Raw genomic sequence first — 25,751 nt, 5'->3', positions numbered from 1 at the left:
AGCTAAATTAGCCTATTAAGCTCTGCCACTAACCGCTATTCCACCACGCGTTTCTTACGCGGCTTTTTTGCCACGGTGACGGTTTTGACTTCGCTCTCCACCCAGCCATCCTGCAGGCGGGTTTTCAGCATTTCCCCAACCTGTGCCTGCTTGGTGGTTTTCAGTAACTCACCCTGTGGCGTCTGCGTTACGCTATAGCCGCGAGCCAGGGTTGCCAGCGGGCTAACCGCCTCCAACTGACTACAGGCGACGCCAAAGCGTTGGCGATAGCCATTGAGTTGCCGCTCCATCCCTTGCTGCAATCGGTATTCCTGCTGCTGAACACGCTGCTGCAAGCGGTGGATGCGGCCCATCGGCTGTACCTGCGCCAGGCGCTGCTGCACGCGTTCACTGCGGCGAGAAGATAGCCGTAATTGCTGCTGCATCCCATCTTCCAAACGGCGCTGTAGCTTGAATAACAGCGTTTGCTGCCGAGCTAGCCGCAGGTGTGGATGCTGCTGTTGCAGACGGTGGTTGATGCGGGTGAACTGCTGCTGGCGCTGCGCCAGATAATAGTCCATCGCCATTTCCAGCCGCTGTTGCTGTGACTGCAATTGGCGCAACAGCTCAAGCTGATTACGGCTGACCAACTCTGCGGCCGCGGAAGGGGTAGGTGCCCGCAGGTCGGCAACAAAGTCGGCAATGGTGACGTCTGTTTCATGGCCGACGGCGCTGACGATCGGGATACGGCTGGCAAAAATTGCCTTCGCGACGCGTTCGTCGTTAAAGCTCCATAAATCTTCTAACGAGCCACCGCCGCGCCCGACGATCAGCACATCGCACTCATCACGGCGGTTGGCGGTTTCGATCGCGCGAACGATCTGCAACGGTGCTTCTGCACCTTGCACGGACGTGGGATAAATCACGATCGGCAGTGAAGGATCCCGCCGCTGTAGCACCTGCAAAATATCGTGCAGCGCTGCGCCGCTGGCGGAGGTGATCACCCCAACGCATTTGGCCGGGCTTGGCAAGGGTTGTTTGAACTGCTGATCAAACAAACCTTCGGCCGCCAGGCGCTGTTTTAACTGTTCGAATTGTTGTTGCAGCAGGCCGTCACCGGCAGGCTGCATGCTTTCGGCGATCAGTTGGTAATCACCACGTGGTTCATACAGGGTGATGCTGGCACGTACCAGAACCTGCTGGCCATTTTGTGGGCGAAAGGTGGTGCGGCGGTTGCTGTTGCGGAACATCGCGCAACGCACCTGGGCACGGTCATCTTTCAGCGTGAAATACCAGTGACCGGAGGAGGGCTGGGAGAAGTTGGAGATCTCGGCGGAGAGCCAAATCTGCCCCATTTCCATTTCCAGCAGCTGTCGAACCGTCTGATTGAGGCGGCTTACGGTAAAAATGGACGGTGAAGTAGGTAGCGACATGTGACCCAGATCAAATTTCAAAACAAGCACTTAATTGGTCGATATTACAGCTCGGCGAAAGGTAATCAAGAGTTTTTGTAAGAAAGTGCTGGAGGCAACCGATTACGCTCTGTATAATGCCACGGCAATATTTTATCTTTTCCGCATCCACCTTGGTGAGATATTGCCCATGCTACGTATTGTAAAAGAAGCTCTAACGTTTGATGACGTTCTCCTGGTTCCAGCCCACTCCACAGTTCTGCCTAATACCGCAGATCTTGGCACCCAACTGACCAAATCTATCCGCCTGAATATCCCTATGCTGTCCGCAGCCATGGATACCGTAACCGAATCCAACCTGGCCATTGCGCTAGCGCAGGAAGGCGGTCTGGGCTTCATTCACAAAAACATGTCCATTGAGCGCCAGGCGGAAGAAGTTCGCCGGGTGAAAAAACATGAAAGCGGCGTGGTCACGGACCCACAGGCCGTTACACCTTCCACCACGCTGGCAGAGGTGAAAGAGTTAACCGCGCGTAACGGCTTTGCCGGTTACCCGGTTGTGACCGAAGAAAACGAACTGGTGGGGATCATTACCGGCCGTGACGTGCGCTTCGTAACCGATCTGACTCAGCCTGTCACCGCAGTGATGACGCCAAAAGAGCGCCTGGTCACCGTCAAGGAAGGCGAAGCGCGTGAAGTTGTGCTGCAAAAAATGCACGAAAAACGCGTCGAAAAAGCGCTGGTGGTGGATGACAGCTTCCACCTGCTGGGCATGATCACCGTCAAAGACTTCCAGAAAGCAGAGCGCAAACCTAACGCCTGTAAAGATGAGCATGGCCGTCTGCGCGTAGGCGCTGCGGTGGGTGCTGGTGCCGGTAACGAAGAGCGTGTTGATGCGCTGGTCGCTGCTGGTGTTGACGTACTGCTCATCGACTCTTCACACGGCCATTCCGAAGGCGTGTTACAGCGCATCCGTGAAACCCGTGCCAAATACCCAGACCTGCAAATCCTTGGCGGCAACGTCGCGACCGGGGCTGGTGCCAAAGCCCTGATGGAAGCTGGCGTAAGCGCGGTGAAAGTCGGTATCGGTCCAGGCTCTATCTGTACGACTCGTATCGTAACCGGCGTGGGTGTTCCGCAGATCACCGCTATCGCCGATGCGGTCGAAGCGCTGGAAGGAACAGGTATCCCAGTTATCGCTGACGGTGGTATCCGCTTCTCTGGCGATATCGCCAAAGCGATTGCTGCCGGTGCGTCTTGCGTGATGGTTGGTTCAATGCTGGCGGGGACGGAAGAATCTCCGGGCGAAATCGAGCTGTATCAGGGCCGTTCGTTCAAATCTTACCGTGGGATGGGTTCTCTGGGCGCGATGTCCAAAGGTTCCTCGGACCGTTACTTCCAGACCGATAACGCCGCTGATAAACTGGTGCCGGAAGGTATCGAAGGCCGTGTGGCCTACAAAGGCATGCTGAAGGCGATTGTACATCAGCAGATGGGCGGCCTGCGTTCCTGCATGGGCCTGACCGGCTGTGCGACCATCGATGAACTGCGTACCAAAGCCGAGTTTGTGCGCATTAGCGGTGCCGGGATTCAAGAAAGCCATGTGCATGACGTGACCATCACCAAAGAATCACCAAACTACCGCATGGGCTAATGCTTTAACCTCTCTCCTGCGGGAGAGGGGCAGGGATGAGGGCAGCCTCTCATCCCAAATACCCTTTTTGCTCTTTTTCTCTGTTGCTGGAATTTGCCTCACATGACAAAAAATATTCATAAGCATCGCATCCTGATCCTGGATTTCGGTTCACAATACACCCAACTGATTGCCCGCCGCGTGCGTGAGATCGGTGTTTACTGTGAGCTGTGGGCCTGGGACGTCAGCGAAGAGCAGATCCGCGAATTCAATCCAAGCGGCATCATTCTCTCCGGTAGCCCGGAAAGCACCACCGAACTGAACAGCCCGCGTGCGCCAGAGTATGTCTTCACCGCTGGTGTACCGGTATTGGGCGTGTGCTACGGCATGCAGACCATGGCGATGCAACTGGGCGGCCATGTACAGGGGTCTACCGAGCGTGAGTTTGGTTATGCGCAGGTGGAAATCACCCAGGCAAGCGCCCTGATCCGCGATATCGAAGACGCTATCAGCCCGGCAGGCAAACCGGTATTAGACGTGTGGATGAGCCACGGCGATAAAGTTACCGCTATTCCGTCAGATTTCGTCACCGTTGCCAGTACCGATACCTGCCCGTTTGCCATTATGGCCAACGAGGAAAAACGCTTCTACGGCGTACAGTTCCACCCGGAAGTCACCCATACCCGCCAAGGCCAGCGTATCCTGGAGCGTTTCGTACTGGATATCTGTGGTTGTGAAGCGCTGTGGACGCCTGCCACCATCATTGAAGATGCCGTTGCGCGTATTCGTGAGCAGGTCGGTGAAGATCACGTGATCCTCGGCCTGTCTGGCGGTGTGGACTCATCCGTTACCGCCATGCTGCTGCACCGTGCCATTGGCAAGCGCTTGACCTGCGTATTCGTAGATAACGGCCTGCTGCGCCTGAACGAAGCTGACCAAGTGTTGGAAATGTTCGGTGACCACTTCGGCCTGAACATCGTGCACGTGGCGGCAGAGAACCGTTTCCTGAGCGCGCTGGCGGGTGTTGATGAGCCAGAAGCCAAGCGTAAGATCATTGGCCGCGTCTTTGTCGAAGTATTCGACGAAGAAGCCTGCAAGCAGAGCGCCGTGAAGTGGCTGGCTCAGGGCACCATCTACCCGGATGTGATCGAGTCTGCTGCTTCGGCTACCGGCAAAGCGCACGTGATCAAATCGCACCACAACGTCGGTGGCCTGCCGAAAGAGATGAAGCTGGGGCTGGTGGAACCGCTGAAAGAGCTGTTCAAAGACGAAGTGCGCAAGATTGGTCTGGAGCTGGGCCTGCCGTACGACATGCTGTACCGTCACCCGTTCCCAGGGCCAGGTCTGGGCGTGCGCGTATTGGGCGAAGTGAAGAAAGAGTATTGCGATCTGCTGCGCCGTGCCGATGCGATCTTCATCGAAGAGTTGCACAAAGCCGATCTGTACAACAAGGTCAGCCAGGCGTTCACCGTGTTCCTGCCGGTGCGTTCCGTTGGCGTGATGGGTGATGGCCGTAAATACGATTGGGTTGTCTCTCTGCGTGCGGTAGAAACCATCGACTTTATGACCGCGCATTGGGCACACCTGCCGTACGATTTCCTTGGCCGTGTTTCCAACCGTATCATCAACGAAGTCAACGGTATTTCCCGTGTGGTTTATGATATCAGCGGGAAGCCACCGGCGACGATCGAGTGGGAATGATTCAGTCGATTTCCTCCCTGCACTGAAGCATTTAGTTTGATATTAACCCTCTGTTTTTACAGGGGGTTTTGTTTTTACTCTATTATGAATTTCGACTAACTCACACCTGTTGACGGTATTGCCAATTGGCATATTGTTAGTCTGCTTAACTTTATTTTTGTACGAAAAACTAGCCCAAGGAGCACATGGGCTGTAATCATGCTGTTAGACAAAGGGATCCATCAATATATAGCTGGCATCCTTACGTTTATGTTGATCGATCAGCGGCACCAGGCGTTTAAAGTGTTCGGTCGCGCAGTGAGCATCCAACGCCGCGCGATCTGGCCACTCTTCGATAAAGATAAAGTGCCCGGCATCCTTTTGATCGACATACAGATCATAGGCAATGCAGCGGGGTTCCTGCTTGGTGGCTTCAACCAGCTCTTGATAAAGTGGCAACACCGTTTCTATCGCTTCAACCTTGATAAAATCTTCGGCAATGACTTTCAGCATTTTTATTTCTCATCCACTTTTACGACTCGAGTATTGCGTAAGTTGAGTGCTTGCCCGGCATGACCGATTGGTGTCATACGAGGTATTGGCTGGCCGCTGTCGTTTTCCACCAGGCGTGAATAGTCCTCTCCTGCCGCAAAAAGATGATCCTCTCCCCATTGGCGCAGTGCGACGATAATCGGGAAGATTTCGCGGCCTTTATCGGTCAGCAAATACTCCTGATAGGCGCTGCCATCGGCGGCAGGGCTTACTTGCAAGATCCCCTGGGCGACCAGCGTGCGTAGCCGAGTGGAAAGAATATTCTTTGCCATCCCCAGATTCTTTTGAAACTCACTAAACCGGCTGATGCCGTCAAAGGCGTCGCGGATGATCAACAGTGACCACCAGTCACCCAGCACATCCAAGGTTCGTGCTACTGGGCATTGAGCATCCTCAAGGCTTTTTCGTTTCATGCTGCGGCTCCAGAATTATTCTGGTTGCATTATAAAACCTCTTTCACTAAAGTGCATTGAGTTTAATAATGAAACCACTTGTAACGAGGCGCTTGATGAGTGATAAACCGCTGGAAGCCTTCCGCTCGCAGTCTGTTGAGCTTTTACCTACGTCACTGGTGCTGCTGTTGGCCGCAGCCTGCGCTTTCAGCGTGGCCACTGTTTATTACGCGCAACCGCTGCTTGATGCCATTGCGGAGGATTTTAATATCAGCTTGGCAAGAGTAGGGATGGTGATTACGGCGACCCAGGTCGGTTGTGCCTGTGCGCTGTTATTGGTGGTTCCTTTGGGGGATTTGCTGGATCGCCATCGCCTGCTGGCAGTGCAGCAAATACTGCTGATGCTCGCGTTGCTGATGGTCGGCGTGTCGAGCAGCAGCGTGGTGCTACTCGTGGCTATGCTGTTGGTGGGACTGTTGGGAACCGCAATGACGCAGGGATTGATCGCCTTTGCCGCTACGTTGGCCTCCCCGCAGGAACGTGGACGCGTGGTGGGGGCCGCTCAGGGCGGAGTGGTGATGGGTTTACTGCTGGCGCGCACTCTCTCTGGGGGACTCGCGGATATCGGCGGTTGGCGAACGGTCTACTTTTTCTCAGCGGCTATTACCCTGATATTACTTCCTGTTCTGGCTCGTTTATTGCCAAAGCAGCCAGCTTCCGAGGTGAAGTTAAGTTATTGGCAACTGCTGAGCTCAATGCTGAGCCTGTTACGCCATGACCGGATTTTGCAGGTGCGCGGTATGTTGGCGTTGCTGATGTTCGCGGCATTCAGCATCTTCTGGAGCACGCTGGTTCTCCCCTTGAGCCAGCCCCCATTTCTTTTTTCTCATTCGACCATTGGTGCATTTGGGTTGGTAGGGGCAGTTGGTGCGCTGGCGGCGATGAGAGCCGGGCATCTGGCTGACCAAGGCTGGGGGCAGACAGTTAGCGGGATGTGCCTGTTGTTGTTGATGATCGCTTGGTTGCCGCTTGGGTTGATGGAGCGAGGAATGGCGTACCTGATTGGCGGTATCATCTTGCTGGATCTGGCCGGGCAGGCAATCCATGTCCTGAATCAGAGCATGATTTTCACTGCGCACCCGCAGTCCCACAGTCGCCTGGTTGGGTGCTACATGCTGTTTTATGCCGTCGGCAGTGGGTTGGGGGCGTTTGCCGGTAGCCATATTTATGCGTGGGCGGGGTGGCATGGCGTATGCTGGCTGGGCGGCTCGGTAAGCCTGGTGGCATTGCTGTTTTGGTGGCGCACGCTGAAATATTGCCGTTGACCCTTCCATACGCCAGTGCAGGGTTATGCTGCCGCTTTTTTTTCCGCCATACCCTGGATAAACAACAATCCCAACGCAATGACGACTGGGATAAACACCAGCATATTCAGCCAGAACCAGCCGAGAATATGCATCATCTGCCCAGATAACAGAGAGGCTAATGCGGTGGTGCCGAAGACAAAAGAGTCATTCAGTGATTGAACCTTCAGCCGTTCTTGATGTGTGTAACAAGCGCTCAGCATGACGGTCGCGCTGACAAAGCCAAAGTTCCAGCCGACGCCAAGCAGAATTAATCCTCCCCAGAACCAGATGACCTCGGTGCCTATCATGGAAACCGCAGCGGCGCAGGCCGTCAGCAATAGCCCGCTGGCGCAGACGTTACGTGGCCCGAAACGCGATATCAGCCGGCCAGTGATAAACGCCGGCGCGTACATGGCCAGAATATGCCATTGGATACCTAATGTGGCAGTAGACAGGCTGTGTCCGTGATGGATCATCGCCAGCGGCGTTGCGGTCATCATAAACGTCATCAGCCCATAAGAGACCAAGGCTGCCACTGCGGTGGTGATAAAGCGCAATGAACCGGCGATTTCCCCCAGAGAGCGAATTTTATCTGTTGATGTTGTTTGAACGGGGTCGGAAAGCGGGTTTTGTTGAGCCGCCAAGCGAGCGGTCATGCGCCGCATTTGCCATAAAAGCAGCAACGCAATCAACGCCAGCAGAGACTGCCCGAGGAAACTGGCCGACAGGGGAACTGGCAACAGGTTTTGCGTCCAGATCACCAGTTGTGGGCCAATCACTGCTGCCAACAGTCCGCCAAGCATAACCCGGGAGATCGCCACGGGTTGCTCAGGTTTGGTGACATAATCCGTTACCGCAAAACGGTAGCTTTGCACGCACGCCGCGTAACCCCCGGCCATCAGACAGCCCAGACAGAACAGGATGAAGGAGCCGTTTATGACGCCCCATGCAGCTATTATCCCCCCGATGAGCGCACTGAGCGCACCAAGGGTATAGGCGTTAACGCGCCCAAAGCGGGCTATCAGGGCTCCTACAGGTAACACGGACAAGGCCAGGCCAATATTGAAGAGACTGACCGGCAGCGTGGATAAGGCTTTATTACTGCTTAATGTCTCACCCACCAATCCGCCCAGTGAGATGATAATCGCAGGTGAGGATGCACCTATCGCCTGAAGGGCAAAAAGCAGATGTACGTAGCGCTTTGTTTGTGCGCGGTAGGTGTCTATCCCTGTATTGACGCCAGCCGGATCCACGATGGCTATTCCTTGGTTGGTTATGGGGAGTGAATGCACTGAATGAATCAGGCGCTATGCCCATGACGCCTGATTCGGTAATAGTAATCAATAGTACCCCAGCAATTTCCACCAGGCGAGGCCGACAACGAAGATCAGAATGACGTTGAACGTCACCACGCAAAAATTGATTTTGTAGAAACGTGGCCGTTCAAAATATCCCTGAGCGAAGTAAATGGGGCCAGGGCCGCCGCCATATTCGGTATTTCCCCACATCAAATTGCTGAAAATACCAAAACAGATGGCAACCATCATCGGTGGCGCGCCAGCAGCGATAGCGGTAGCCGCGAACGGTGCATACAGTGCAGCGACATGGCCGGAGGCCGTGGCAAACAGATAATGCACATAAATATACAGTATCCCCAGAATGACAAACGTCTGCATTGCGCCAAAACCGCTAATAGTGGTTTCGAGCTTGGTGGTCATCCAACTGATAAAACCGAGGCTGGATAGCCCGCCCGCCAGGCTGATGATGACGCTGAACCAGATCACCGTATCCCACGCGGCCTGATCTTTAAGCAGGTCTTTCCAACTCACGGCATGAGTAGCAAACAGATAGGCAGCCAACCCCAGCCCTACCGTGGTGGCCGATAATCCTGTCAGCAGACTGGTGCCCCAGCCCAGCAGCGCCAAGATAAAACCCAGCGCGACCTTTTTTTCAACGCCTGACATAGCACCCAGCTCATTGAGGGCACGGCGTCCCATGTCTTTCGCTTCCGGGGTCTTTTTAAGTTCCGGGTTCAAGATCTTATAGACCAGCAGTGGCATCAGGAAAAAGCACACCATGGCGGGAACGACCGCGGCCACGAACCAGCCACCCCAGGTTATTTCTACCCCCAACGAATCTTTTGCCAGGCTGCCCACCAGTGGGTTCGCCGCCATACCCGTCAGAAATATGGCACCGGTAATGGGGGTGAACTGGAAGCACACCATAATCAGAAAGTCGCCGATCTTTTTACCGCTCTTACCTGGTGCCGACCCTAAGACTTCATTGATAGAGCGTACGATGGGAAAGATGATGCCTCCCGATCTGGCGGTTACCGATGGCATGGCCGGAGCCATAATCAGATCGGATACCCCTAGCGAGTAGGCAATCCCCAGGCTGCTGCCACCAAATAGTGACAGCATTTTATAGGCGATACGCTTGCCCAAGCCGGAGGTAACGAACCCCAGTGACAGGATATAAGCACAGAAAATCAGCCATACTGTCCCACTGGCAAAGCCGGATAAGGCTTTAGCCTCCGTCAGGGTTCCGGTAAAAATGGCTACGCAAAGCGCGACCAGCATGACTGCCCCGGAGGGCAGTGGTTGAGTCAGAATTGCCGCAATAGTTGCTGCAAAGATGGCGAACATCTGCCAAGCCTGCGGTGTTAATCCCTCGGGGACCGGGTAAAGCCAGATTGCCAAGCCTAAAAGCAGTGGGATCAGGGTGGCGATAGCTTTTTTCTTTCTGTCGGGTGATCCTGCTGACATAATTATCTCCTTATACAAGGATTGAATTTCCTGCGGATGCGTTAGCCCTGTTTGGCTGATTGCTGTACTGCCCGATCCACCATTTGCGGTGCCATACCCAAATAATTGGTCGGATCGGTAAGCTGCTCAATCAGCTCTGGCTCCAGACGACTGGCAATAGCCGGTAACGCGTTCAGCACATCGGCGAGGCGTCCACCCTGTTCATTGACAATGCGGCAGGCGTCATACACCACATCATGGGCATCCTGGCGGCCAATATAAGGTGCAAGCCCCATCATCACGGCTTCTGCTACGATCAACCCATTAGTCATGTCCAGGTTTTTTGCCATGGCAGCTTCATCCACAATCAGCCCACCGAGCATAAATCTTGCCTGCTTCAGTGCACCGGCGCTGAGAATGAAGCTTTCTGGGATGGCTATCCATTCGGCATGCCAGGGCCCGGTAGCGCGCTCCAGATCCTGGACCATCGCATCCAACATCAACCCAGCCTGCTGACGAACTCCTTTGGCACAGGCCAGCATAAGCTCACTGGATATGGGATTGCGTTTTTGCGGCATGGTACTGCTGGCACCACGGCCTTTGACGAAGGGTTCATAGAGTTCGCCGAATTCGTTTGAGGCCATTAGCATGACGTCATAGGCGATTTTGCCCAACGATCCGGTGATCAGGCCCAACAGGTTAACGGCTTCGGCAAAACCGTCGCGTGCTACATGCCAGGTGGAGTCCGGAGTACCCAGCCTCAGCTCTTCCATCATCGCCTGCTGCACAGCCAGCCCCTTATCCCCCAGCGATGCCAACGTCCCGGCGGCTCCGGCGAATTGACCTACCAGGACGCGCGGGCGGGCTTGTGCCAGGCGTTCAGCGTGCCGATCAAACATATTGAGCCAGATTGCCGCCTTATAACCGAAGGTGATCGGCAAGGCTTGCTGCAAATGGGTGCGTCCGGCCATTGGGGTGGTTCGGTAGCGCTGTGCCATGTCAGCCAGAATGCGGCGTAGTTCGTTGATATCGGTTTCGATAAGTTCGAATGCATCGCGGATTTGCAGGACTACTGCGGTATCCATAATATCTTGTGTCGTTGCCCCCCAGTGAACGTATCCCCCTGAGCTGCCAGCCTGCTTCGATATCTGATGCACCAACGGTAAAATGGGATAGCCAACGATTTCGGTTTCATGACGCAGTAGGTCAAAATCCAGCGTGTCTGCACTGCATCTGGCCGCAATTTCCTCTGCGGCTTCCACTGGGATCACCCCACAGCGAGCTTCGGCTTTGGCCAGAGCGACCTCCACCTCGACGTACTTGCGTACCAACTCGCGATCATCAAAAATGGCACGCATTTCCGGGGTACCAAAAGCGTCACGGAACAGAATAGAATCAAGAACATTAGAAGCCATATTGCCTCCCTGAGTGTAAGAATGGTGGTAAGATTTATTTCATATGTCATATAGGGACAGGTGGCTAAACAGCAGCTCGTGAGGCGCGAGGAAACGAGGACTCTTGCTGTTCAGGTTACCTTAAATGTCCGTACATTTGATATGTACGGACAATATAGTATGTACGGACATTTGAGCAAAGCTGTCTTGCTACAACTTTGTGATGTTGATCTGAAAGTTTTTTCGGGAGTAACGGCCAGACCGCTATGAAAGAATCTCTTTATAAACGTATTGCTCGTGAGCTGGTGCAAAGCATTGCCTCGGGTAAGTACCCGGTAGGCACGCTGTTGCCACCTGAAATGGAGCTGTGCGAACAGTTTGATGTCAGCCGACATACCATTCGTGAAGCCTTGCGTGATATCACCGAGCAGGGGTTGATCGTCAGGCGTAAGGGGATTGGCACGCTGATAGTGGAAAAAAAATCAGACAGCGCTATGAATCACCCGCTGGCCAGCCTGGAAGATTTGCTTTTCCTGGCCAACAATAACCTTCGGGTGGTGAAAAAGATTGATGAGGTGGTGGCTGATGAGGAGCTATCTCAAGTGATCGGCGGTGCGCCAGGGTCGCGCTGGTTACATATCGCCAGTATCCGTGAAGACGGCGCAAAGAAAGACGCCCCCATCTGCTGGACAGACAGCTATACCCGACTTATTTATGACAAGATACGTCGCCTGGTGCGCAGCGATCCCTACGCATTGATCAGCGAGCTGATTGAAAAACATTATGGGGTCAAGAGTGAAGAGGTTCGGCAGACCATCACCGCCGTTGGTGTATCGCCGAAAATTGCCAAAGTGCTTGGCGTTGAACCCGGCTCACCCGCACTGAGAATTGTTCGTCGTTACGTGGACCGCCATGGTGAAACGTTCGAAACGACGGTGTCCATCCATCCGGCGGACAGATACGCTTGTTCCATTGTGCTGAAACCGCAAGCTTAAGAACAACGCTATCCTTTCGGCGAATGTAAAAGGTAATACTCTTCGCCGCCGTCACCACCGGTGGAGACGATCTGCCAGCCGTGCTTGTGATAGAACGCCAGCGCCTTGTCATTTTTCACCAGGCACTTGAGCGACCCGGTTGAGGTAAACGTCTGTTCTGCGGCATGCAACAGCGCGCTGCCCACGCCCTGCGGCGGCAGGAGAGGATCGACATACAGATTATGAATAAAATTATCGGCGTGATAAATCGAGACAAAGCCGAGCAGCTTGCCGTCCCGTTCGGCTACCCAGATCTCTTCGCCAATCGTTGAGCGATCAAAATCTTCCAGCCGATAATTTCGCGTGTCACGCCAGGTAAAGGCGGTTTGGCGGGCGGCCAGATACAGGCTGCGCAGGAAAAGGCGATCGGCCTCTTGGTAAGGTCTTATGTGCATGGCGGCTCCTGATGATTTGCTAGCACTATAGCTGACAATCAACTCATTTCAACGCTGGTACCCAGCCGTTGCGCCAATCCTTTGGCTCCGGCCCGCATCACCGCATCGTGGTTCCAGCGAAATAACGGTGCTGCCAGCGGTGCCAGGCAGTTCATCCAGAGCGTAGTGGTTCGGACATGCCAGGTATAACGCGCAAGGGTATAAACCCCATCGGAACTTAACAGCCATTGGCCAACCCCTTCAACTTCGCCGCTGGCTTGTCCCTCCAATAGCTGTAGTGGCACGATATTGACTATATGCATGTCGAAAGTGATGCGGTAAGGCAGCACGCCTTGCCAGGTATAATGATGTAGCGCCCCGATCCCAAGCTCATTGCCTTTCACTATCTCGACCACCTGTAACAGGTTTTTCCACCAGCTTGGCCAGATATCGGGATGATAGAGTACCTCCCACACCGTCTGTAATGGGGCTTTGATACGCCAGGTGGTGACGAACTGGTATTCGGCCATATTGGGCTCTGCCTTAAGGGGTAAAGAAGTCAGTGGGAAAATGCAGGTTGAACACCAGAGCGTCCATCATCACGGTTTCTATTTCTCGATTGTCGGTATCGTAGCTGACCACCTTGGTTGGGAAGCTGTGACTATCCTCTAACCAAACCTCATAACGGTGAACGCCACCGACATTAACCCCCGCTGCTCCAAGGATGGTGACATGCAAAGCGGCTTGTCCCGCCAGGGCTTCCTTACCGATGACGGTCGTTTTTCCCCCTTGCTGGAGGTGGCGAATATTACGCAGCAAGGTGCCAACGTCCGATTGGTCTATGCGATGGCCGTTAGGGCCTTGTACCAACGAGTTGCTGGGTGACAGGCTCAGCACTGGCAGAGTGCCGATACCGAATGGCCATACGCGTACCTTAGCGCTATCGGGATCATAGATCAGCACGGCACCACGATGAGGTTCGCTGAAATCCATCCGCACATAGCCCGGCTTACGGTAGCTGTAACGCATCAGGTTGCGATCGCCTTGTGCCGAGCGTGAGTCGATCTTGCACTGATACTCAGCAATCTGGGCCAATTGCTCCTGCGCCTGACTAATCGGGTCAGAGGGGGATGCTGCGAAAGTATGAGCGCTAGCTATCAACATCGTTGCCAGAAGCCATTGGTGGCCGAATAAGTGGTTGATACTTTTCTCCCTGTGGAACCCTGGCCGAAAAAGGCTGGCCTCATTAATTAAATATAGGATCTGGATCACAGACGATAGCGGTTTTATTCTTCATTCTGAAAACATCATAACATTCGAATGTTTGGAGGTTTAAGATGCCACATACCCTGAGTGAACTTTTTGACCAGCAACAATGGCAGCAGAATGGCGGATTGCTGACGCTGCAATCGATCTGTAATCAGCCGCAGATCTGGCAAGCCGGCTTTGATATCGTGCAACAACATCGTGAGGAGATAGAGAGCTTTTGGCGAGGACTGGGCGATAAGCCACTGAATATCATTCTGTGTGGCGCTGGCTCTTCACTCAGCGCCGCGCGGGTCGCTGCTACCTGGCTGCGCCAGCAAACCGGGCACAATATCCGCGTATTGGCCAGCACCGATATCGTCGTCAAACCCGAACTGTATCTGGAGGATCAGCCGACGTTACTGGTGTCGATCACCAGTTCAGGCAGCACGCCGGAGAGCATCGCGGTGCTGGAGCTGGCCGAGCGCTATATTGATGAGTGCCACCATCTGTTTATCGTCAACGATCCCCAGGGTGAATTGCCCAAGCGCAGCCAGCAACAGCCAAGAACGCTCTATATCCCGGCACCGGCAGAGACTAAAAATGGCTCGTTTGCCGCCGCCGCCGAGTTCACGCTCCCTATCTGGTACCTGTTGCTGATCTTCCTGCCGCAGCAATGGGAACGTGCAGAACAGGCGCTGAATATCTACCGGCATGGCGCTCGTTACTTCTTATCGCAGCAAATGGCTATCTTGGATCAACTGGCGCAGAGTGAGATGCCGGTAGTGATCAGCCTGGGTTCCTCATCGCTGCAGTTTATCGCCGCCGATGCCAGTCTGAAGCTGCTGGAGATGTGTAACGGCCTGCAAGCTACGGACGATTTCTCTCCGCTGGCGTTCCGTCATGGGCCAAAACTGATCGTGAACCAACCGGTGACCGTGGTGAATTATCTCTCGCCAGACCCGGAGATCCTGCGTTACGACCTGGATATGGCGGCCGAGCTGAAGGCACAGCGTCATCCGCAAGGAAAAATCATCGGTATCTATGCCAACGAAGATCCGCGAGTTGCGCAGGCTTGCGACCAGTATCTGCATTTTGATGCTGCCGAATTAACGCAAATGCCCGAAGTGTTTAGTGGCCTGCTGTATGTTATCTTTGCCCAAATGTTAGGACTTTTACGCGCCCGCCATCTGGGTGTGCAAGCCGATATGCCGTCCAACGATGGCAAAGTGGCCAAAGTCTGTCGGGTGACGATCTACGGAAGAGATGATGGTTAACGAGCTCGAACAAGCTGCACCGCTGTATTTACATATTGCCAAGAACTTACGTGAACGGATTGAAGCGGGTGAATTCCCGCTTGATTCGCTGTTGCCGCCGGAGCAGGCGCTTTGCCAGCATTACCAATGCGGTCGCGTCACCTTACGCGCCGCGGTGGAAATGTTGGCGCAGCGCGGCTATCTGACCAAGAAACGGGGTTTTGGTACCATGATCACCACCCCGGCTTGGTTGTCTGATAACACCTTGCCGGTGAGCTTCAGCGAGAAAATGGAGCAGGCCGGTTTGGCGCACCATACGCAGGTTTTGCGGCTTGAACGCTGCCAACCCAGCTTACAGCAGGCGCAGAATCTTAACCTTCCACCCCAGCAACAGGTGCTGTTGCTGGAGCGTTTGCGCTTCGTTGAAGGGCTTCCTGCCCTGTATGAAACCACGCTGCTGCCCGCCGAACGTTTTGCCACACTGGATCGTCTGCGGGTTGAGCAATATGGGCTGTATTACACCTTGGCGCGGGACTTTAACCTGCTGAGTATGCAGGCGCAGGATGATTACCGTGCCCTGGCCGCGTCTACACTGGTGGCACAGCGACTGGATTTCTCCCCGGGCCAATCCTGCATTGAAATCACCCGTTTGGCCTCCAGCCACGGTACGCCTTTTGAGCTGACCGTCAGCTACGCCAATACCGAACGTTATCCCCTGAGTTTCCGCTACTTGCGTGGTTAAGCCGCCAATCCTTGCGGTGTTGCAAGATAGGCCGCCTTATCTTGCAGCGCTGCAATAAATCAACATTATCATGTAGCCTTCGCGCGTTTTGTTCGCCGTAGACTGAGGTTGTCCGCTTCTCTACCCGTCGGGTATCCCGCAGGGGAAGAAGAAGCAGGCGTCTTTATTCTTGGCAAGGAGAAACGCTATGGCAAACCCGAATATTCTTTTACTGCGTATCGATAACCGTCTGGTGCATGGCCAGGTTGGCGTTGCGTGGTCCTCCTCACTGGGCGCCAACTTGCTGTTGGTTGCCGACGACGGTGTAGCAAACGATCCGCTGCAACAGCAAATCATGTCGATGACCGCTGAATCGATGGGGATTGGCATCCGTTTCTTCTCGCTGCAAAAAACCATCGAAATCATTAATAAAGCTTCGGCGGCGCAGAAGATCTTTATCGTTTGCCGCACCCCACATGAAGCGCGTGTGCTGGTGGAAGGTGGCGTGCCGATCAAGGACGTCAACGTGGGCAATATGCACTTCGTTGAGGGCAAACAGGCGCTGAGCAAGAAGGTCTACGTGGACGAGCAGGATCTAACCGACCTGCGGGCCATCAAGGCCAAAGGGGTTACGGTGTTTATTCAGGACACGCCAAGCGATGGTAAAAGCAACATCAACTAATCGGTTACCACAACTCAACAATGGCAGGATAAACCATGCATGAAATTACGCTTATGCAGGGCGCCGGATTGGCAATAATGGCCTTGATAGTCGGTATCGACTTCTGGTTAGAGGCCCTTTATATCTTCCGTCCTCTGATAGTTTGCACGCTGACCGGCGCGATCCTGGGTGATATCCAGACGGGGCTGATCACCGGGGCTTTGACCGAGCTGGCCTTTACTGGCCTGACACCGATTGGCGGCACTCAGCCACCGAACCCCGTGTTGGCGGGGATCATGACGACGGTGATTGCCCACAGTACCGGCGTGGACGCCAAAACGGCCATTGGGCTCGGGCTGCCGTTCAGCTTCCTGATGCAGTACATCATTCTGTTCTACTACTCAGCCTTCTCGTTCTTTATGCAGAAAGCCGATAGCTATGCCAAAGCAGGCGATACCGGTTCGCTGGGCCGTCTGAACCTGCTGCTGACCAGCATTGTTGCGGTGACCTATGCGGCAGTGACGTTCCTGTGTGCCTATGTTTCGCAGGGGGCGATGCAGACGCTGGTGCAATCAATGCCAGCCTGGTTGACGCACGGATTTGAAGTAGCCGGTGGCATATTGCCTGCCGTTGGTTTTGGCCTGCTGCTCAAGGTCATGATGAAGACGCCGTTTATTCCGTTCTTTATCGTCGGCTTTTTGTTTGTCACCTTTATTCCGGTACAAAACCTGTTGCCGGTAGCGGTGCTGGGCGCGGCGTTTGCGGTGTACGAATACTTTAACCAGCAGAAAAAGGCTGTGGCTCCAGCAATCACTTCGGGGGATATGGAAGATGGCATCTGAAATCAATGTGACCGAAACGGCGCTGCCTGCGGTGGATGAGCAGGGCAACCCGCCAAAAACCGTGCTGACCCGGGGCGATATTACCCGCCTGGGTTTCCGTTCCGCGCTGTTGCAGTCAGGGTTTAACTACGAACGTATGCAGGCCACAGGCTTTGCCAGCGCGCAAGCGCCGTTGCTGAAAAAAATCTATGGCAAGGATAAAGATGCGCTAGCCGCATCCATGACAGACAACCTGGAGTTCATTAACACCAATACCAACGCCGCCGGGTTCCTGATGGGGCTACTGATCTCACTGGAAGAGCGCCGTGAAAGTCGCGACCTGATCAAAGGCTTGAAGGTGGCGCTGTTCGGTCCGTTGGCGGGGATTGGTGATGCCATCTTCTGGTTCACTCTGCTGCCGATCGTCGCTGGGGTGTGTGCCTCTTTCGCCAGCCAGGGCAGTATTCTTGGCCCGGTGATTTTCTTTGGCGTTTACCTGGCGCTGTTCCTGTTACGGGTGGTCTGGACTCATCTGGGTTATTCGCTCGGGGTGAAAGCCATCGACAAATTGCGGACCAGCTCGGTGGCAATCTCGCGGGCGGCTACCATTCTGGGGGTGACGGTGGTTGGCGGGCTGATCGCTTCCTATGTCCATCTGAGCGTAGTGGCGAAGGTGGAGGTGACCGCAGGCCATGCGGTTTCCATTCAGGAGGCATTCTTCGATAAGGTCTTCCCGAACCTGTTGCCGCTGGGCTATACGCTGCTGATGTATTACCTGCTACGGGCCAGGAAGGTTAGCCCGGTAACCCTGATTCTAGTGACGTTTGTCCTGTCGGTGGCGTTGTCCTGGCTGGGGGTGCTGTAACGCATCATTTTAGTGGGGTGCTCGCTGAAATTTTAATGACTTAGCAGGAGAGTCTGTAATGATTAACCTTATTATCACCGGGCATGGTCGGTTCGCCAGCGGGCTGTTTAATGCGGTTGAGCAGGTGATCGGCCCACAGCCCCAGGTTGTGGCCGTGGATTTTATGCCGGAAATGAGTACCCAGCAGTTGGATGAACAACTGAAACAGGCGCTCGAGTCTCTGCCTGTGGGCAGCGGAACTCTGTTCTTTACCGATCTGATTGGCGGTTCTCCGTTCCGCAGCTCGGTGTTGCTCAGCCAGGCGTTACCCGCCAGCGACGTGATTGCCGGAACCAACCTGCAAATGCTGGCCGAGATGATGATGGAACGCGACGAGGTTGACGATGTTAAGGTCTTTGTTGCCCAGGCGTTAGCCTGCGGGAAGCAGGGGATCTTGAATTTCCGCTCAGCCGATCAAAGTAAGCCTGCCACAGAAGATTTCAGCGACGGAATCTGAAACTTTCCCTCGGGCTACCTGGTGGTGGCCCATTATTTCCCGAGTGATTTAGGAATATAAATCCATTTTATTGTATATTAAGTTTTATTTATCGGTATAAGACACTATATTTTATAGTTATGAGCCTTGTTGGCTGTAACTGCTAACTCTATAATTATTGTGTTAGGGAGCTATAACGAAGGGAGGGGGGACACGCATGTTGGACTTAAGCCTTAGTAAGCCGAGTGAGATAGTCAAACTGCTGTGCGAGCGCCTACGTACAGAACGGTTAGCTTTGCAGATGACGCAAGCTGATGTGGCCGCACGTGCTGGCATTGGGGTCAATACGGTGTCCAATTTGGAGGCTGGGCGCAGCGTGGGTTTTGAGAACGTGATCCGGGTAGCCATGGTGCTTGGACGAAGTAAGGAGCTGGAAGCGCTCTTCTTGCCTAAGCTGGATAGCTTGGAGGACATTCTGCGCTATGAAAGCAGTGCCAAGCGTCAACGCACCAAGAGGAAACTCACTCATGCTTGAACAGGTTGATGTCTATTATGATGGCTGGGGTGAGCATTGGAGGTGGGGCACACTGGTTTCTACGACAGCTATTACCGGTCGTCCGCTGATTGCGTTTGAGTTCAGCGACGAGGCGAAGAATAGAGGATTAGAGTTGTCCTCTTTCAGACTTCCTTTGGCGGGGGGCAAGTTACGCAGGGATTTCCCACCCCATCAATGGGGGCTACCTGGACCTGTCTACGACTCGTTGCCAGACGGTTGGGGTATGTTGCTGATGGAGCGTTTGTTCAAGCGCCGCGGCCTCAATCCAGCACGTATTGGCCCATTAGAACGCTTGGCCTACATTGGCAATAATGCCATGGGGGCAATGTCGTTTGAGCCTGTGGCACTCGAGGGGCTAGTGCCTGAAGTGCATCTTGCCGTTGAGCGGCTGGCCGCAGAAGTACAGGAAGTGCTCAATGGTGAGGGAGGGGAGTTCCTGCAGCAATTGCTGTCGGTGGGCGGTTCTCCGCAAGGTGCCAGGCCAAAGGCCCTGGTTTATCGCGATCCTCAAAGCGGAACATTTACCACCGCTTTCATACCAGGATTTGAAGCCTGGCTGATCAAGTTTCCGGCCAAACAAGAGCATCCCGAAGTGTGTGCTATCGAAATGGTCTATGCCGAATGCTTGCGCACGTGCGGTATCCAGACCCCCGATACTCAGCATTTCATCCTGCCTGATGGGTTGGCGGCTTTCGCGATCAAACGCTTTGATCGCCAAGATGGCCTACGCGTGCCTATGCAAAGTCTTGCCGCATTTACCGGAGCCGATTACCAAACTGCTGGCACTTTGGACTACGTAAATTTCTTGCGCGCGACTCAGTTATGCACCAATGATATGCGGCAGAAGGCGCGCGCGTTTGAGCGTGTAGTCTTCAATATTGTGTTCAACAACCGAGACGACCACCCCAAGAATTTTTCCTACATTATGTCATCTACCGGTGAATGGAAGTTAGCACCAGCCTATGATGTGACTTTTTGCGAGGGGCCGGGCGGGTACCATCAGATGGACGTGATGGGCGAGGCTTTGGATATCTACCGAGAAGGCCTGCTAGCCCTGGCGGATGAAGCAGAAGTCCCAATGGATACGGCTGGCAGCATCATTGATCGAATGTGTGACGTGGCCAGCCAGTTTGCGACTATAGCTCGCAACATGTACCCAAGTGCGATCACGCAAGATACCCTGCGCACTATTCAACATCGGATTGACGAAAATATCGATCTGCTACGCTAAACTTGGGGTTTAGTACTCAAGGGCAACGGCCCGAAGATTATAACCCTTTCACTGCAATCAACGCGGTGTTTAACTGAGTTACCGCCTGCTTGGCAGACATATCGGGATGGGTGAAAAAGTCATTCAGCACGCGGAAAAACACCTCTTTCGTCTGTACATCCACCGCCATTGAGTGTGCCATGCTCGGCAGTAAACGGTCGGCGGCTCCTGCACTCTTGAACAGCTTGGCGGCTTTTTGTGCGCAAACATCAAAGGTGCTCATGTCGATATCGGTACGTGCCGGAATTGACCCTTTGATCTGATTAAAACGACGTTGGAAATCGGGGTCCATAAGCACATCCGCCAAGTGGCGCTGTGCCTCAATGGCCGTGGCGTTGCCGTTCTGCTGCAAAATGGCAAAGCTGTCGGTGCCGTAGATAAAATAGTCTTCACTGCCGGGTGTCGCGACGCACAGAAAATCTTTCCCCGGCACGGCGCCCATCTGCATTAGCTCGCCTTTGGCCCAGTCCCCCATGATCATCATGGCGGCCTTACCGCTGTAGAGCAGCTCGACGGACTCATGCCATGGGCGGCCTGCGGAATTAGGATCGATCTCGTCATGCAGGCGGCGGAACTGTTCCAACACGTGGATCATGCGATCGCTGGTGATGGCCTTGCTGTCCAGCCTTTCGAATACGTCGCGATAGAAATCCCCCCCTTCAAGGCCCAGCAGGATATTTTCAAACAGCGTGGCGTCTTGCCATGCCTGGCCACCATGGGCTAGCGGAATATAACCTGCGGCCTTCAACTTGTCGGCGACAACAAAGAATTCGTCCCAAGTGGTGGGGATGGGGAGATGGAGTGCCTTGAACGGCTTGGGGTTGATCCACAGCCAGTTGATGCGGTGATTATTAACCGGTACGGCCACGTATTCCCCGTGATACTTGGTGAACTGCTGGATCATCGGCGGCAGAACGCGATCCCACGCGTCGGTTTGTTCTTTGGTGTAGGGGCTGGATAAAAAGCCCAATGCGCCCCATTCCTGGATAAATTTGCCTTCCATCAGCGCTGCGGTGGGCGGATTACCGGCGATCATGCGGGTTTGCAGCACGCTGTAGGCGCTCTCGCCCCCGCCGCCTTTCACCGTAAAGTCTTGCCAGGTATCGCCTTTGGCGGCCAGCGCCTGCTTGAGCACCTCCAGGGCAGCGGATTCACTCTCGGAAGTCCAGTAATGCAGGACTTCCACCGTGGCAGCCAAGCTCTGGGCCGAGAGACTTAACAGCAGGCAGGCTAACAGCGATTTTTTCACCGGGCTCTCCATTACATGTAACGCCGTAAGCGCAGTACGGCGATCAATCCACCGCAGGGATGATTATATAAAGTGATATCGCCGCCGTGTGCACGGGCGATCCCTCTGGCGATGGCTAGCCCAAGCCCATTGCCTTGTTGCTCATGCTGTAACCGATAGTAGGGTTTGAAGACGTTCTCGCGCTGATCCTGAGGGATGCCGGGGCCGTCATCTCTAAAGCTCAAGGTAGTGTGCTCGGTATAGTTATCCACGCTGATCTCTACCTTATGGCCATATTTCAGGCCATTATCTACCAGGTTATTGATACAGCGTTTGAGTGCCAATGGCCGCCCGAGTAACCGTTGTGGCTCACCGCGCAGGGTGACGTTAGGGCGGTGGGCATCCATGAGCTGTTCCAGCAGATGCTTGAGGTTGATCTGCTCCATATTTTCATGGATATCGGTATCTTTCATGCTTTGCAGCGCGCCTTTGACCATCATTTCCAGATCGCATAAATCCTGTTCCAGCTTTTGCTCCAGCACCGGATCGCCGAGCACTTCCACCCGCAGGCGTAACCGGGTTAACGGCGTTTTCAGATCGTGGCTGATGGCGGTAAACAGGATCTCCCTGTTATGCAGGTAGGCGCGCAAGCGATCCTGCATCTGGTTGAACGCTCGGGTGGCGCTGATCAACTCGGCACTGCCTTCTTCGGGCAGCGGCTGGCTGTCTAACTGGGTATTCAGTTGGTGAGCGCCCTGAGCCAGATGGGCCAGCGGACGCAATTCTCGGCGGATCAACCAGCCGCCAAACAGTACCGCCAACAGCATACTGCATAGGGTAAAACCGATCTGGCGCGTACCGATCAGCGGCAAATCGAGCTGATCATAAGGGGGGGGCAGAGGTGAGGCAATAAACAGCCATTCGTCTTTATTCAGCGCGATTTGCAGCACCAGAACCGGTTGGTCTCCCTTGGCGGTCACCAAGCCAAAGCGTGCCCAGCCGGTTGGCAGATCGACCATTAACACCCCCGCATTGAATACCCGTAGCTGATTGGCAGCGGTTAGCGAAACCCGTGTGGGGAGTTGGTTACCCAGTTGACTGCGCACTTCACTTTGCGCCAGTTCCAATGCCCTGGTGGCATTGCTCCCTTTGGCAATCGGCTGCTGCTGAAGCGGATGATTGTTGATCGAGAAAAAGAACTGGGAACCCCCTAATTCCAACTGCTGTTGCAATACCAGATAGCGGTAATTACGTGGCAGGGAAGACATGAAGTTATAGGTCGAAAGCATATTTTGCGTCAGGCTGCGCACTGCGCTTTCAAGGCCCGCGTCGTTGCGTATGCTGTATTGCTTATACCAAATCACTCCGGAAATCACTTCAGCCAACAGCAGGGCGCACACCAACATACCGATCATCCGGCTGACCAGCTTGCGTGGCCACAGCCTTTGATACCAGGCCGGTGGCTTTTGCCGGGGATTAAAACGCACCAGCTCAGTATTCACGGCTGACATCGCAACACATCATGTAGCCCTGGTTTCTGATTGTGCGCAGCAAACGGCGGTCGACGTCGTGAATACGTTGGCGTAACCGGCTGATTTGCACGTCGATGCCACGCTCCAGCGGGTTATTCTCCCGACGGCGGGTGATCTCGGATATCTGATCCCGATCGAGGATCTGATGAGGGCTACGCAGAAACAGGTATAGCAAGGCAAACTCAACGCCAGAGATGATCTCGGCCTCGCCGCCAGGAGGGATCAACTCGCGCCGCAGCAAATCCAGCTTCCAGCCGTTAAAGCATAGGTAGCGTGCTTCGGCCGTTGGGATTTGGGCTATTTGGTTGCGGCGAAGCTGGGCCTTGACGCGGGCCAGCAGTTCGCGGGCGCTGAAGGGTTTAGCCAGGTAATCATCGGCGCCCAGTTCCAACCCTATGACTTTGTCCGTTTCGTCGGAGGCGGCGGTCAGCATGATGATCGGCACCGAGGAAATATTGCGCACCATACGGCACAGGGTGAAACCGTCCATGCCTGGCATCATCACGTCCAGAATAATCAGATCCACCGGGTGCTGATTTAGCTTAGCCAACAGGTTTTCGCCACCGGGTAGGGCAATCACCTCGAAACCGGCGCGGGTAAAATATTCGGAGAGCAACTGGCGGATTTCCGCGTCGTCATCGATCAGCAATAGCGTTTGGGGCAGCATGGTGTAGCTCCGGCAACGGCAGGTCAAACAAATAACAGAGCAAAGAATGATTATACCTTGAAGCTAGGCTGGCTGCTGGATGTATGCGTGGGGGGCAGGTTGCAGTTGTGATAGCTATCACAGTCAGATTGTTGCGAAATTCGGTTACGGGGCAGTAATAAAAAAGGCTTCATCCCTCTCGGTTTGAAGCCCTGAGTCATCGTTCAAGCGTCAGCGCTTATTTCACATCGACCTGATAGAAAATATGCTTGCCGAACGGGTCGATTTCGTATCCGGTGACCTCTTTGCGCACCGGCTCAAAAATCGTCGAGTGGGCAATCATCACCGCCGGCATCTGATCGTGCATCATCTGCTGGGCTTCCTTGTAAAGCGCTACGCGCTTTTGGTGGTTACTTTCGGCTCGAGCCTCCAGGATCAGCTTATCAAACGGCTGATAACACCACTTCGACGAGTTAGAGCCGCCGTTGGCTGACGTGCAGCTATACAGCGGGCCAAAGAAGTTATCCGGATCCCCGGTTGCCGTGGTCCAGCCCATCAGTGCGGCCTGATGCTCGCCGTTTTTCACCCGCGTCAGGTACTCGCCCCACTCATAGGTCACTACTTTGGCCGTTACGCCCACTTTCGCCCAGTCGGCCTGGATCATCTCTGCCATGCGCTTGGCGTTCGGGTTATACGGGCGTTGAACCGGCATTGCCCACAGATCGATGGTCATACCGTTGGCGAAGCCAGCTTCTTTCAGTAGGGCTTTGGCCTTCTCCGGATCGTAATCGTAGTCTTTCAAATCCGCATCGGCACTCCACACGCCCGGAGGCAGTATATTTTTCGCCGCAGTGCCAGTACCTTGGAATACTGCCTCGATGATTGCCGGTTTATTGATGGCCAACGCCAACGCCTGACGGACCTTCACGTTATCCAGCGGGGCCTTTTGAGTGTTAAACGCCAGGAAGCCGGTGTTCAAGCCTGCTTTTTGCATCAGGTTGATGTCTTTATTTTCCCTCATGCGTGGCAGGTCTGCCGGGTTAGGGAACGGCATCACCTGGCATTCATTTTTTTCCAGCTTGGCGTAACGGATCGACGCGTCCGGCGTGATGGAGAACACCAGACGGTCGATTTTCGCTTTGCCCTGCCAGTAATCAGGGAAGGCGGTAAACAGGATGCGGGAGTCTTTATGATATTGCTTCAATTCAAACGGCCCGGTGCCAATCGGCTCCATATCCACACGCTCTGGCGTGCCCGCTTTCAACATGCTATTGGCGTATTCCGCAGAGAGAATTGAGGCGAAATACCAGCCTAAATCGGCAACAAACGGCGCTTCCGGATGGGCCAGAGTGAAACGCACGGTATGGTCATCAACCTTGTCGATGGCGGTGATTAGCTTGCCGAACTCCAGGCTTTCGAAGTTGGAGTAGTTGCCGTTGGAAACGTTGTGATAGGGATGGTTTGGATCTTTCTGGCGCATAAACGAGAAGATCACATCATCGGCGTTAAAGTCGCGCGTTGGCTTGAAATATTTGTTGCTCTGGAACTTCACTCCTTGGCGCAGATGGAAGGTGTACACCTTACCGTCTTCGCTGACGTCCCAGCTTTCTGCCAGGCTAGGCTGCAGTTCGGTGGTACCGACTTTGAAATCCACCAGTCGGTTATAGATCGGCACCGCGCTGGCATCTACGCTGGTCCCGGAGGTGTAGAGTTGCGGGTTAAAGTTTTCTGGTGAACCTTCTGAACAATAGACTAACGTTTTTGCTGCTACCCCAGAGCTTATTGAGAGCGCTGCTATGGCCAGCGCAAGCTTTGTAATTTTAATTATCATCACTATCTTCCTGTTGGTGAGCCTACCACTGAAAAATAAAGCTTGTACTAAAGCGCTTAATAAATAACATTAAATTTACATTGTCAGCAAACAACATCGAACGA

The 25,751-nt window shown here is 54.1% G+C and carries 25 protein-coding genes; 12 read left to right on the top strand and 13 right to left on the bottom strand.

Annotation, left to right across the window (positions count from 1 at the left end):
* Positions 1–35: 35 nt before the first annotated feature.
* Positions 36–1,412 carry an exodeoxyribonuclease VII large subunit gene (gene xseA, locus ACKWMY_RS04400; protein ID WP_021178839.1) on the bottom strand — a complete coding sequence of 459 codons (1,377 nt, stop codon included), beginning with the start codon at positions 1,410–1,412 and terminating at the stop codon, positions 36–38.
* Positions 1,413–1,581: 169 nt separating this feature from the next.
* Here xseA and guaB point away from each other — a divergent pair, with 169 nt between their 5' ends.
* Both guaB and guaA read left to right on the top strand, forming a co-directional pair.
* Positions 1,582–3,045, top strand: a complete 1,464-nt coding sequence (guaB, locus tag ACKWMY_RS04395) for an IMP dehydrogenase (RefSeq protein ID WP_037411907.1) — start codon at positions 1,582–1,584, stop codon at positions 3,043–3,045.
* Between the two features lie 102 nt (positions 3,046–3,147).
* Entirely contained in the window at positions 3,148–4,725 is a 1,578-nt protein-coding gene (gene guaA, locus ACKWMY_RS04390; protein ID WP_024527003.1) for a glutamine-hydrolyzing GMP synthase, read from the top strand.
* A 204-nt stretch (positions 4,726–4,929) separates the two neighbouring features.
* Here the strand turns inward: guaA and ACKWMY_RS04385 are convergent, their stop codons facing one another.
* Positions 4,930–5,217, bottom strand: a complete 288-nt coding sequence (locus tag ACKWMY_RS04385) for a putative quinol monooxygenase (RefSeq protein WP_029710740.1) — start codon at positions 5,215–5,217, stop codon at positions 4,930–4,932.
* 2 nt (positions 5,218–5,219) lie between these two features.
* A complete protein-coding gene (locus ACKWMY_RS04380) occupies positions 5,220–5,669 on the bottom strand; it encodes a winged helix-turn-helix transcriptional regulator (protein ID WP_409485951.1) in 450 nt (149 codons plus the stop codon).
* 95 nt (positions 5,670–5,764) lie between these two features.
* On the opposite strand from ACKWMY_RS04380, the gene ACKWMY_RS04375 reads away from it, so the two are divergent.
* Positions 5,765–6,973 (top strand): MFS transporter, encoded by a 1,209-nt coding sequence (locus tag ACKWMY_RS04375; protein ID WP_409485950.1) that lies wholly within the window; start codon positions 5,765–5,767, stop codon positions 6,971–6,973.
* Positions 6,974–6,996: 23 nt separating this feature from the next.
* Here the strand turns inward: ACKWMY_RS04375 and ACKWMY_RS04370 are convergent, their stop codons facing one another.
* The 3 genes from ACKWMY_RS04370 to ACKWMY_RS04360 form a co-directional block, all read right to left on the bottom strand.
* Positions 6,997–8,247: an MFS transporter gene (locus ACKWMY_RS04370; RefSeq protein ID WP_409485949.1), complete on the bottom strand. Its 1,251-nt coding sequence runs from the start codon at positions 8,245–8,247 to the stop codon at positions 6,997–6,999.
* A gap of 87 nt (positions 8,248–8,334) precedes the next feature.
* Positions 8,335–9,759, bottom strand: coding sequence for a DASS family sodium-coupled anion symporter (locus ACKWMY_RS04365; protein WP_065686593.1), 1,425 nt, complete (start codon positions 9,757–9,759; stop codon positions 8,335–8,337).
* A gap of 41 nt (positions 9,760–9,800) precedes the next feature.
* Entirely contained in the window at positions 9,801–11,153 is a 1,353-nt protein-coding gene (locus ACKWMY_RS04360) for an adenylosuccinate lyase family protein (protein ID WP_261160608.1), read from the bottom strand.
* A gap of 245 nt (positions 11,154–11,398) precedes the next feature.
* Between ACKWMY_RS04360 and ACKWMY_RS04355 the strand changes: the two genes are divergently transcribed.
* Entirely contained in the window at positions 11,399–12,127 is a 729-nt protein-coding gene (locus ACKWMY_RS04355; protein ID WP_065686591.1) for a GntR family transcriptional regulator, read from the top strand.
* Between the two features lie 8 nt (positions 12,128–12,135).
* On the opposite strand, the gene ACKWMY_RS04350 is transcribed toward ACKWMY_RS04355, so the two are convergent.
* The 3 genes from ACKWMY_RS04350 to ACKWMY_RS04340 are packed head-to-tail and all read right to left on the bottom strand — an operon-like array spanning position 12,136 to position 13,635.
* Positions 12,136–12,561 (bottom strand): GNAT family N-acetyltransferase, encoded by a 426-nt coding sequence (locus ACKWMY_RS04350; RefSeq protein ID WP_074029441.1) that lies wholly within the window; start codon positions 12,559–12,561, stop codon positions 12,136–12,138.
* Positions 12,562–12,599: 38 nt separating this feature from the next.
* Positions 12,600–13,070 carry an SRPBCC family protein gene (locus ACKWMY_RS04345; RefSeq protein WP_024527009.1) on the bottom strand — a complete coding sequence of 157 codons (471 nt, stop codon included), beginning with the start codon at positions 13,068–13,070 and terminating at the stop codon, positions 12,600–12,602.
* 13 nt (positions 13,071–13,083) lie between these two features.
* Complete coding sequence (locus ACKWMY_RS04340) at positions 13,084–13,635, bottom strand: DUF1571 domain-containing protein (RefSeq protein WP_409485948.1); 552 nt, start codon at positions 13,633–13,635, stop codon at positions 13,084–13,086.
* A gap of 242 nt (positions 13,636–13,877) precedes the next feature.
* Between ACKWMY_RS04340 and ACKWMY_RS04335 the strand changes: the two genes are divergently transcribed.
* The 8 genes from ACKWMY_RS04335 (at position 13,878) to ACKWMY_RS04300 (ending at position 20,371) form a co-directional block, all read left to right on the top strand.
* A complete protein-coding gene (locus tag ACKWMY_RS04335; protein WP_308871349.1) occupies positions 13,878–15,062 on the top strand; it encodes an SIS domain-containing protein in 1,185 nt (394 codons plus the stop codon).
* Entirely contained in the window at positions 15,052–15,783 is a 732-nt protein-coding gene (locus tag ACKWMY_RS04330) for a GntR family transcriptional regulator (protein WP_308871348.1), read from the top strand. The genes ACKWMY_RS04335 and ACKWMY_RS04330 overlap by 11 nt, the downstream gene beginning before the upstream one ends.
* Positions 15,784–15,970: 187 nt before the next feature.
* Complete coding sequence (gene agaB, locus ACKWMY_RS04325) at positions 15,971–16,444, top strand: PTS galactosamine transporter subunit IIB (RefSeq protein WP_308871347.1); 474 nt, start codon at positions 15,971–15,973, stop codon at positions 16,442–16,444.
* A 35-nt stretch (positions 16,445–16,479) separates the two neighbouring features.
* Positions 16,480–17,265, top strand: coding sequence for a PTS galactosamine transporter subunit IIC (gene agaC, locus ACKWMY_RS04320; protein ID WP_308871346.1), 786 nt, complete (start codon positions 16,480–16,482; stop codon positions 17,263–17,265).
* Entirely contained in the window at positions 17,255–18,109 is an 855-nt protein-coding gene (agaD, locus tag ACKWMY_RS04315) for a PTS galactosamine transporter subunit IID (RefSeq protein WP_409485947.1), read from the top strand. The genes agaC and agaD overlap by 11 nt, the downstream gene beginning before the upstream one ends.
* A 58-nt stretch (positions 18,110–18,167) precedes the next feature.
* On the top strand, positions 18,168–18,605 hold the full coding sequence (gene agaF, locus ACKWMY_RS04310; RefSeq protein WP_308871344.1) for a PTS galactosamine/N-acetylgalactosamine transporter subunit IIA: 438 nt from the start codon (positions 18,168–18,170) through the stop codon (positions 18,603–18,605).
* 199 nt (positions 18,606–18,804) lie between these two features.
* Positions 18,805–19,119 carry a helix-turn-helix transcriptional regulator gene (locus ACKWMY_RS04305; protein ID WP_342342518.1) on the top strand — a complete coding sequence of 105 codons (315 nt, stop codon included), beginning with the start codon at positions 18,805–18,807 and terminating at the stop codon, positions 19,117–19,119.
* Positions 19,112–20,371 (top strand): type II toxin-antitoxin system HipA family toxin, encoded by a 1,260-nt coding sequence (locus ACKWMY_RS04300; protein WP_308871343.1) that lies wholly within the window; start codon positions 19,112–19,114, stop codon positions 20,369–20,371. The genes ACKWMY_RS04305 and ACKWMY_RS04300 overlap by 8 nt, the downstream gene beginning before the upstream one ends.
* 37 nt (positions 20,372–20,408) lie before the next feature.
* On the opposite strand, the gene ACKWMY_RS04295 is transcribed toward ACKWMY_RS04300, so the two are convergent.
* The 4 genes from ACKWMY_RS04295 to ACKWMY_RS04280 all read right to left on the bottom strand — a co-directional run bounded on the left by ACKWMY_RS04295 (position 20,409) and on the right by ACKWMY_RS04280 (position 25,647).
* Positions 20,409–21,659 carry an ABC transporter substrate-binding protein gene (locus ACKWMY_RS04295; RefSeq protein WP_409485946.1) on the bottom strand — a complete coding sequence of 417 codons (1,251 nt, stop codon included), beginning with the start codon at positions 21,657–21,659 and terminating at the stop codon, positions 20,409–20,411.
* Between the two features lie 11 nt (positions 21,660–21,670).
* Complete coding sequence (locus tag ACKWMY_RS04290) at positions 21,671–23,149, bottom strand: ATP-binding protein (RefSeq protein ID WP_409485945.1); 1,479 nt, start codon at positions 23,147–23,149, stop codon at positions 21,671–21,673.
* Positions 23,130–23,837, bottom strand: coding sequence for a response regulator transcription factor (locus ACKWMY_RS04285; RefSeq protein WP_308871340.1), 708 nt, complete (start codon positions 23,835–23,837; stop codon positions 23,130–23,132). Before ACKWMY_RS04285 ends, ACKWMY_RS04290 begins: the two co-directional genes overlap by 20 nt.
* Positions 23,838–24,054: 217 nt before the next feature.
* Positions 24,055–25,647, bottom strand: coding sequence for an ABC transporter substrate-binding protein (locus ACKWMY_RS04280; protein ID WP_024527012.1), 1,593 nt, complete (start codon positions 25,645–25,647; stop codon positions 24,055–24,057).
* Positions 25,648–25,751: the final 104 nt, after the last annotated feature.

The organism is Serratia sp. J2 (assembly GCF_046269175.1).
Lineage (GTDB): Bacteria > Pseudomonadota > Gammaproteobacteria > Enterobacterales > Enterobacteriaceae > Chania > Chania fonticola_C.
The sequence above is the reverse complement of the archived record's forward strand: the minus strand, read 5'-3'. Positions and strand labels throughout refer to the sequence as shown.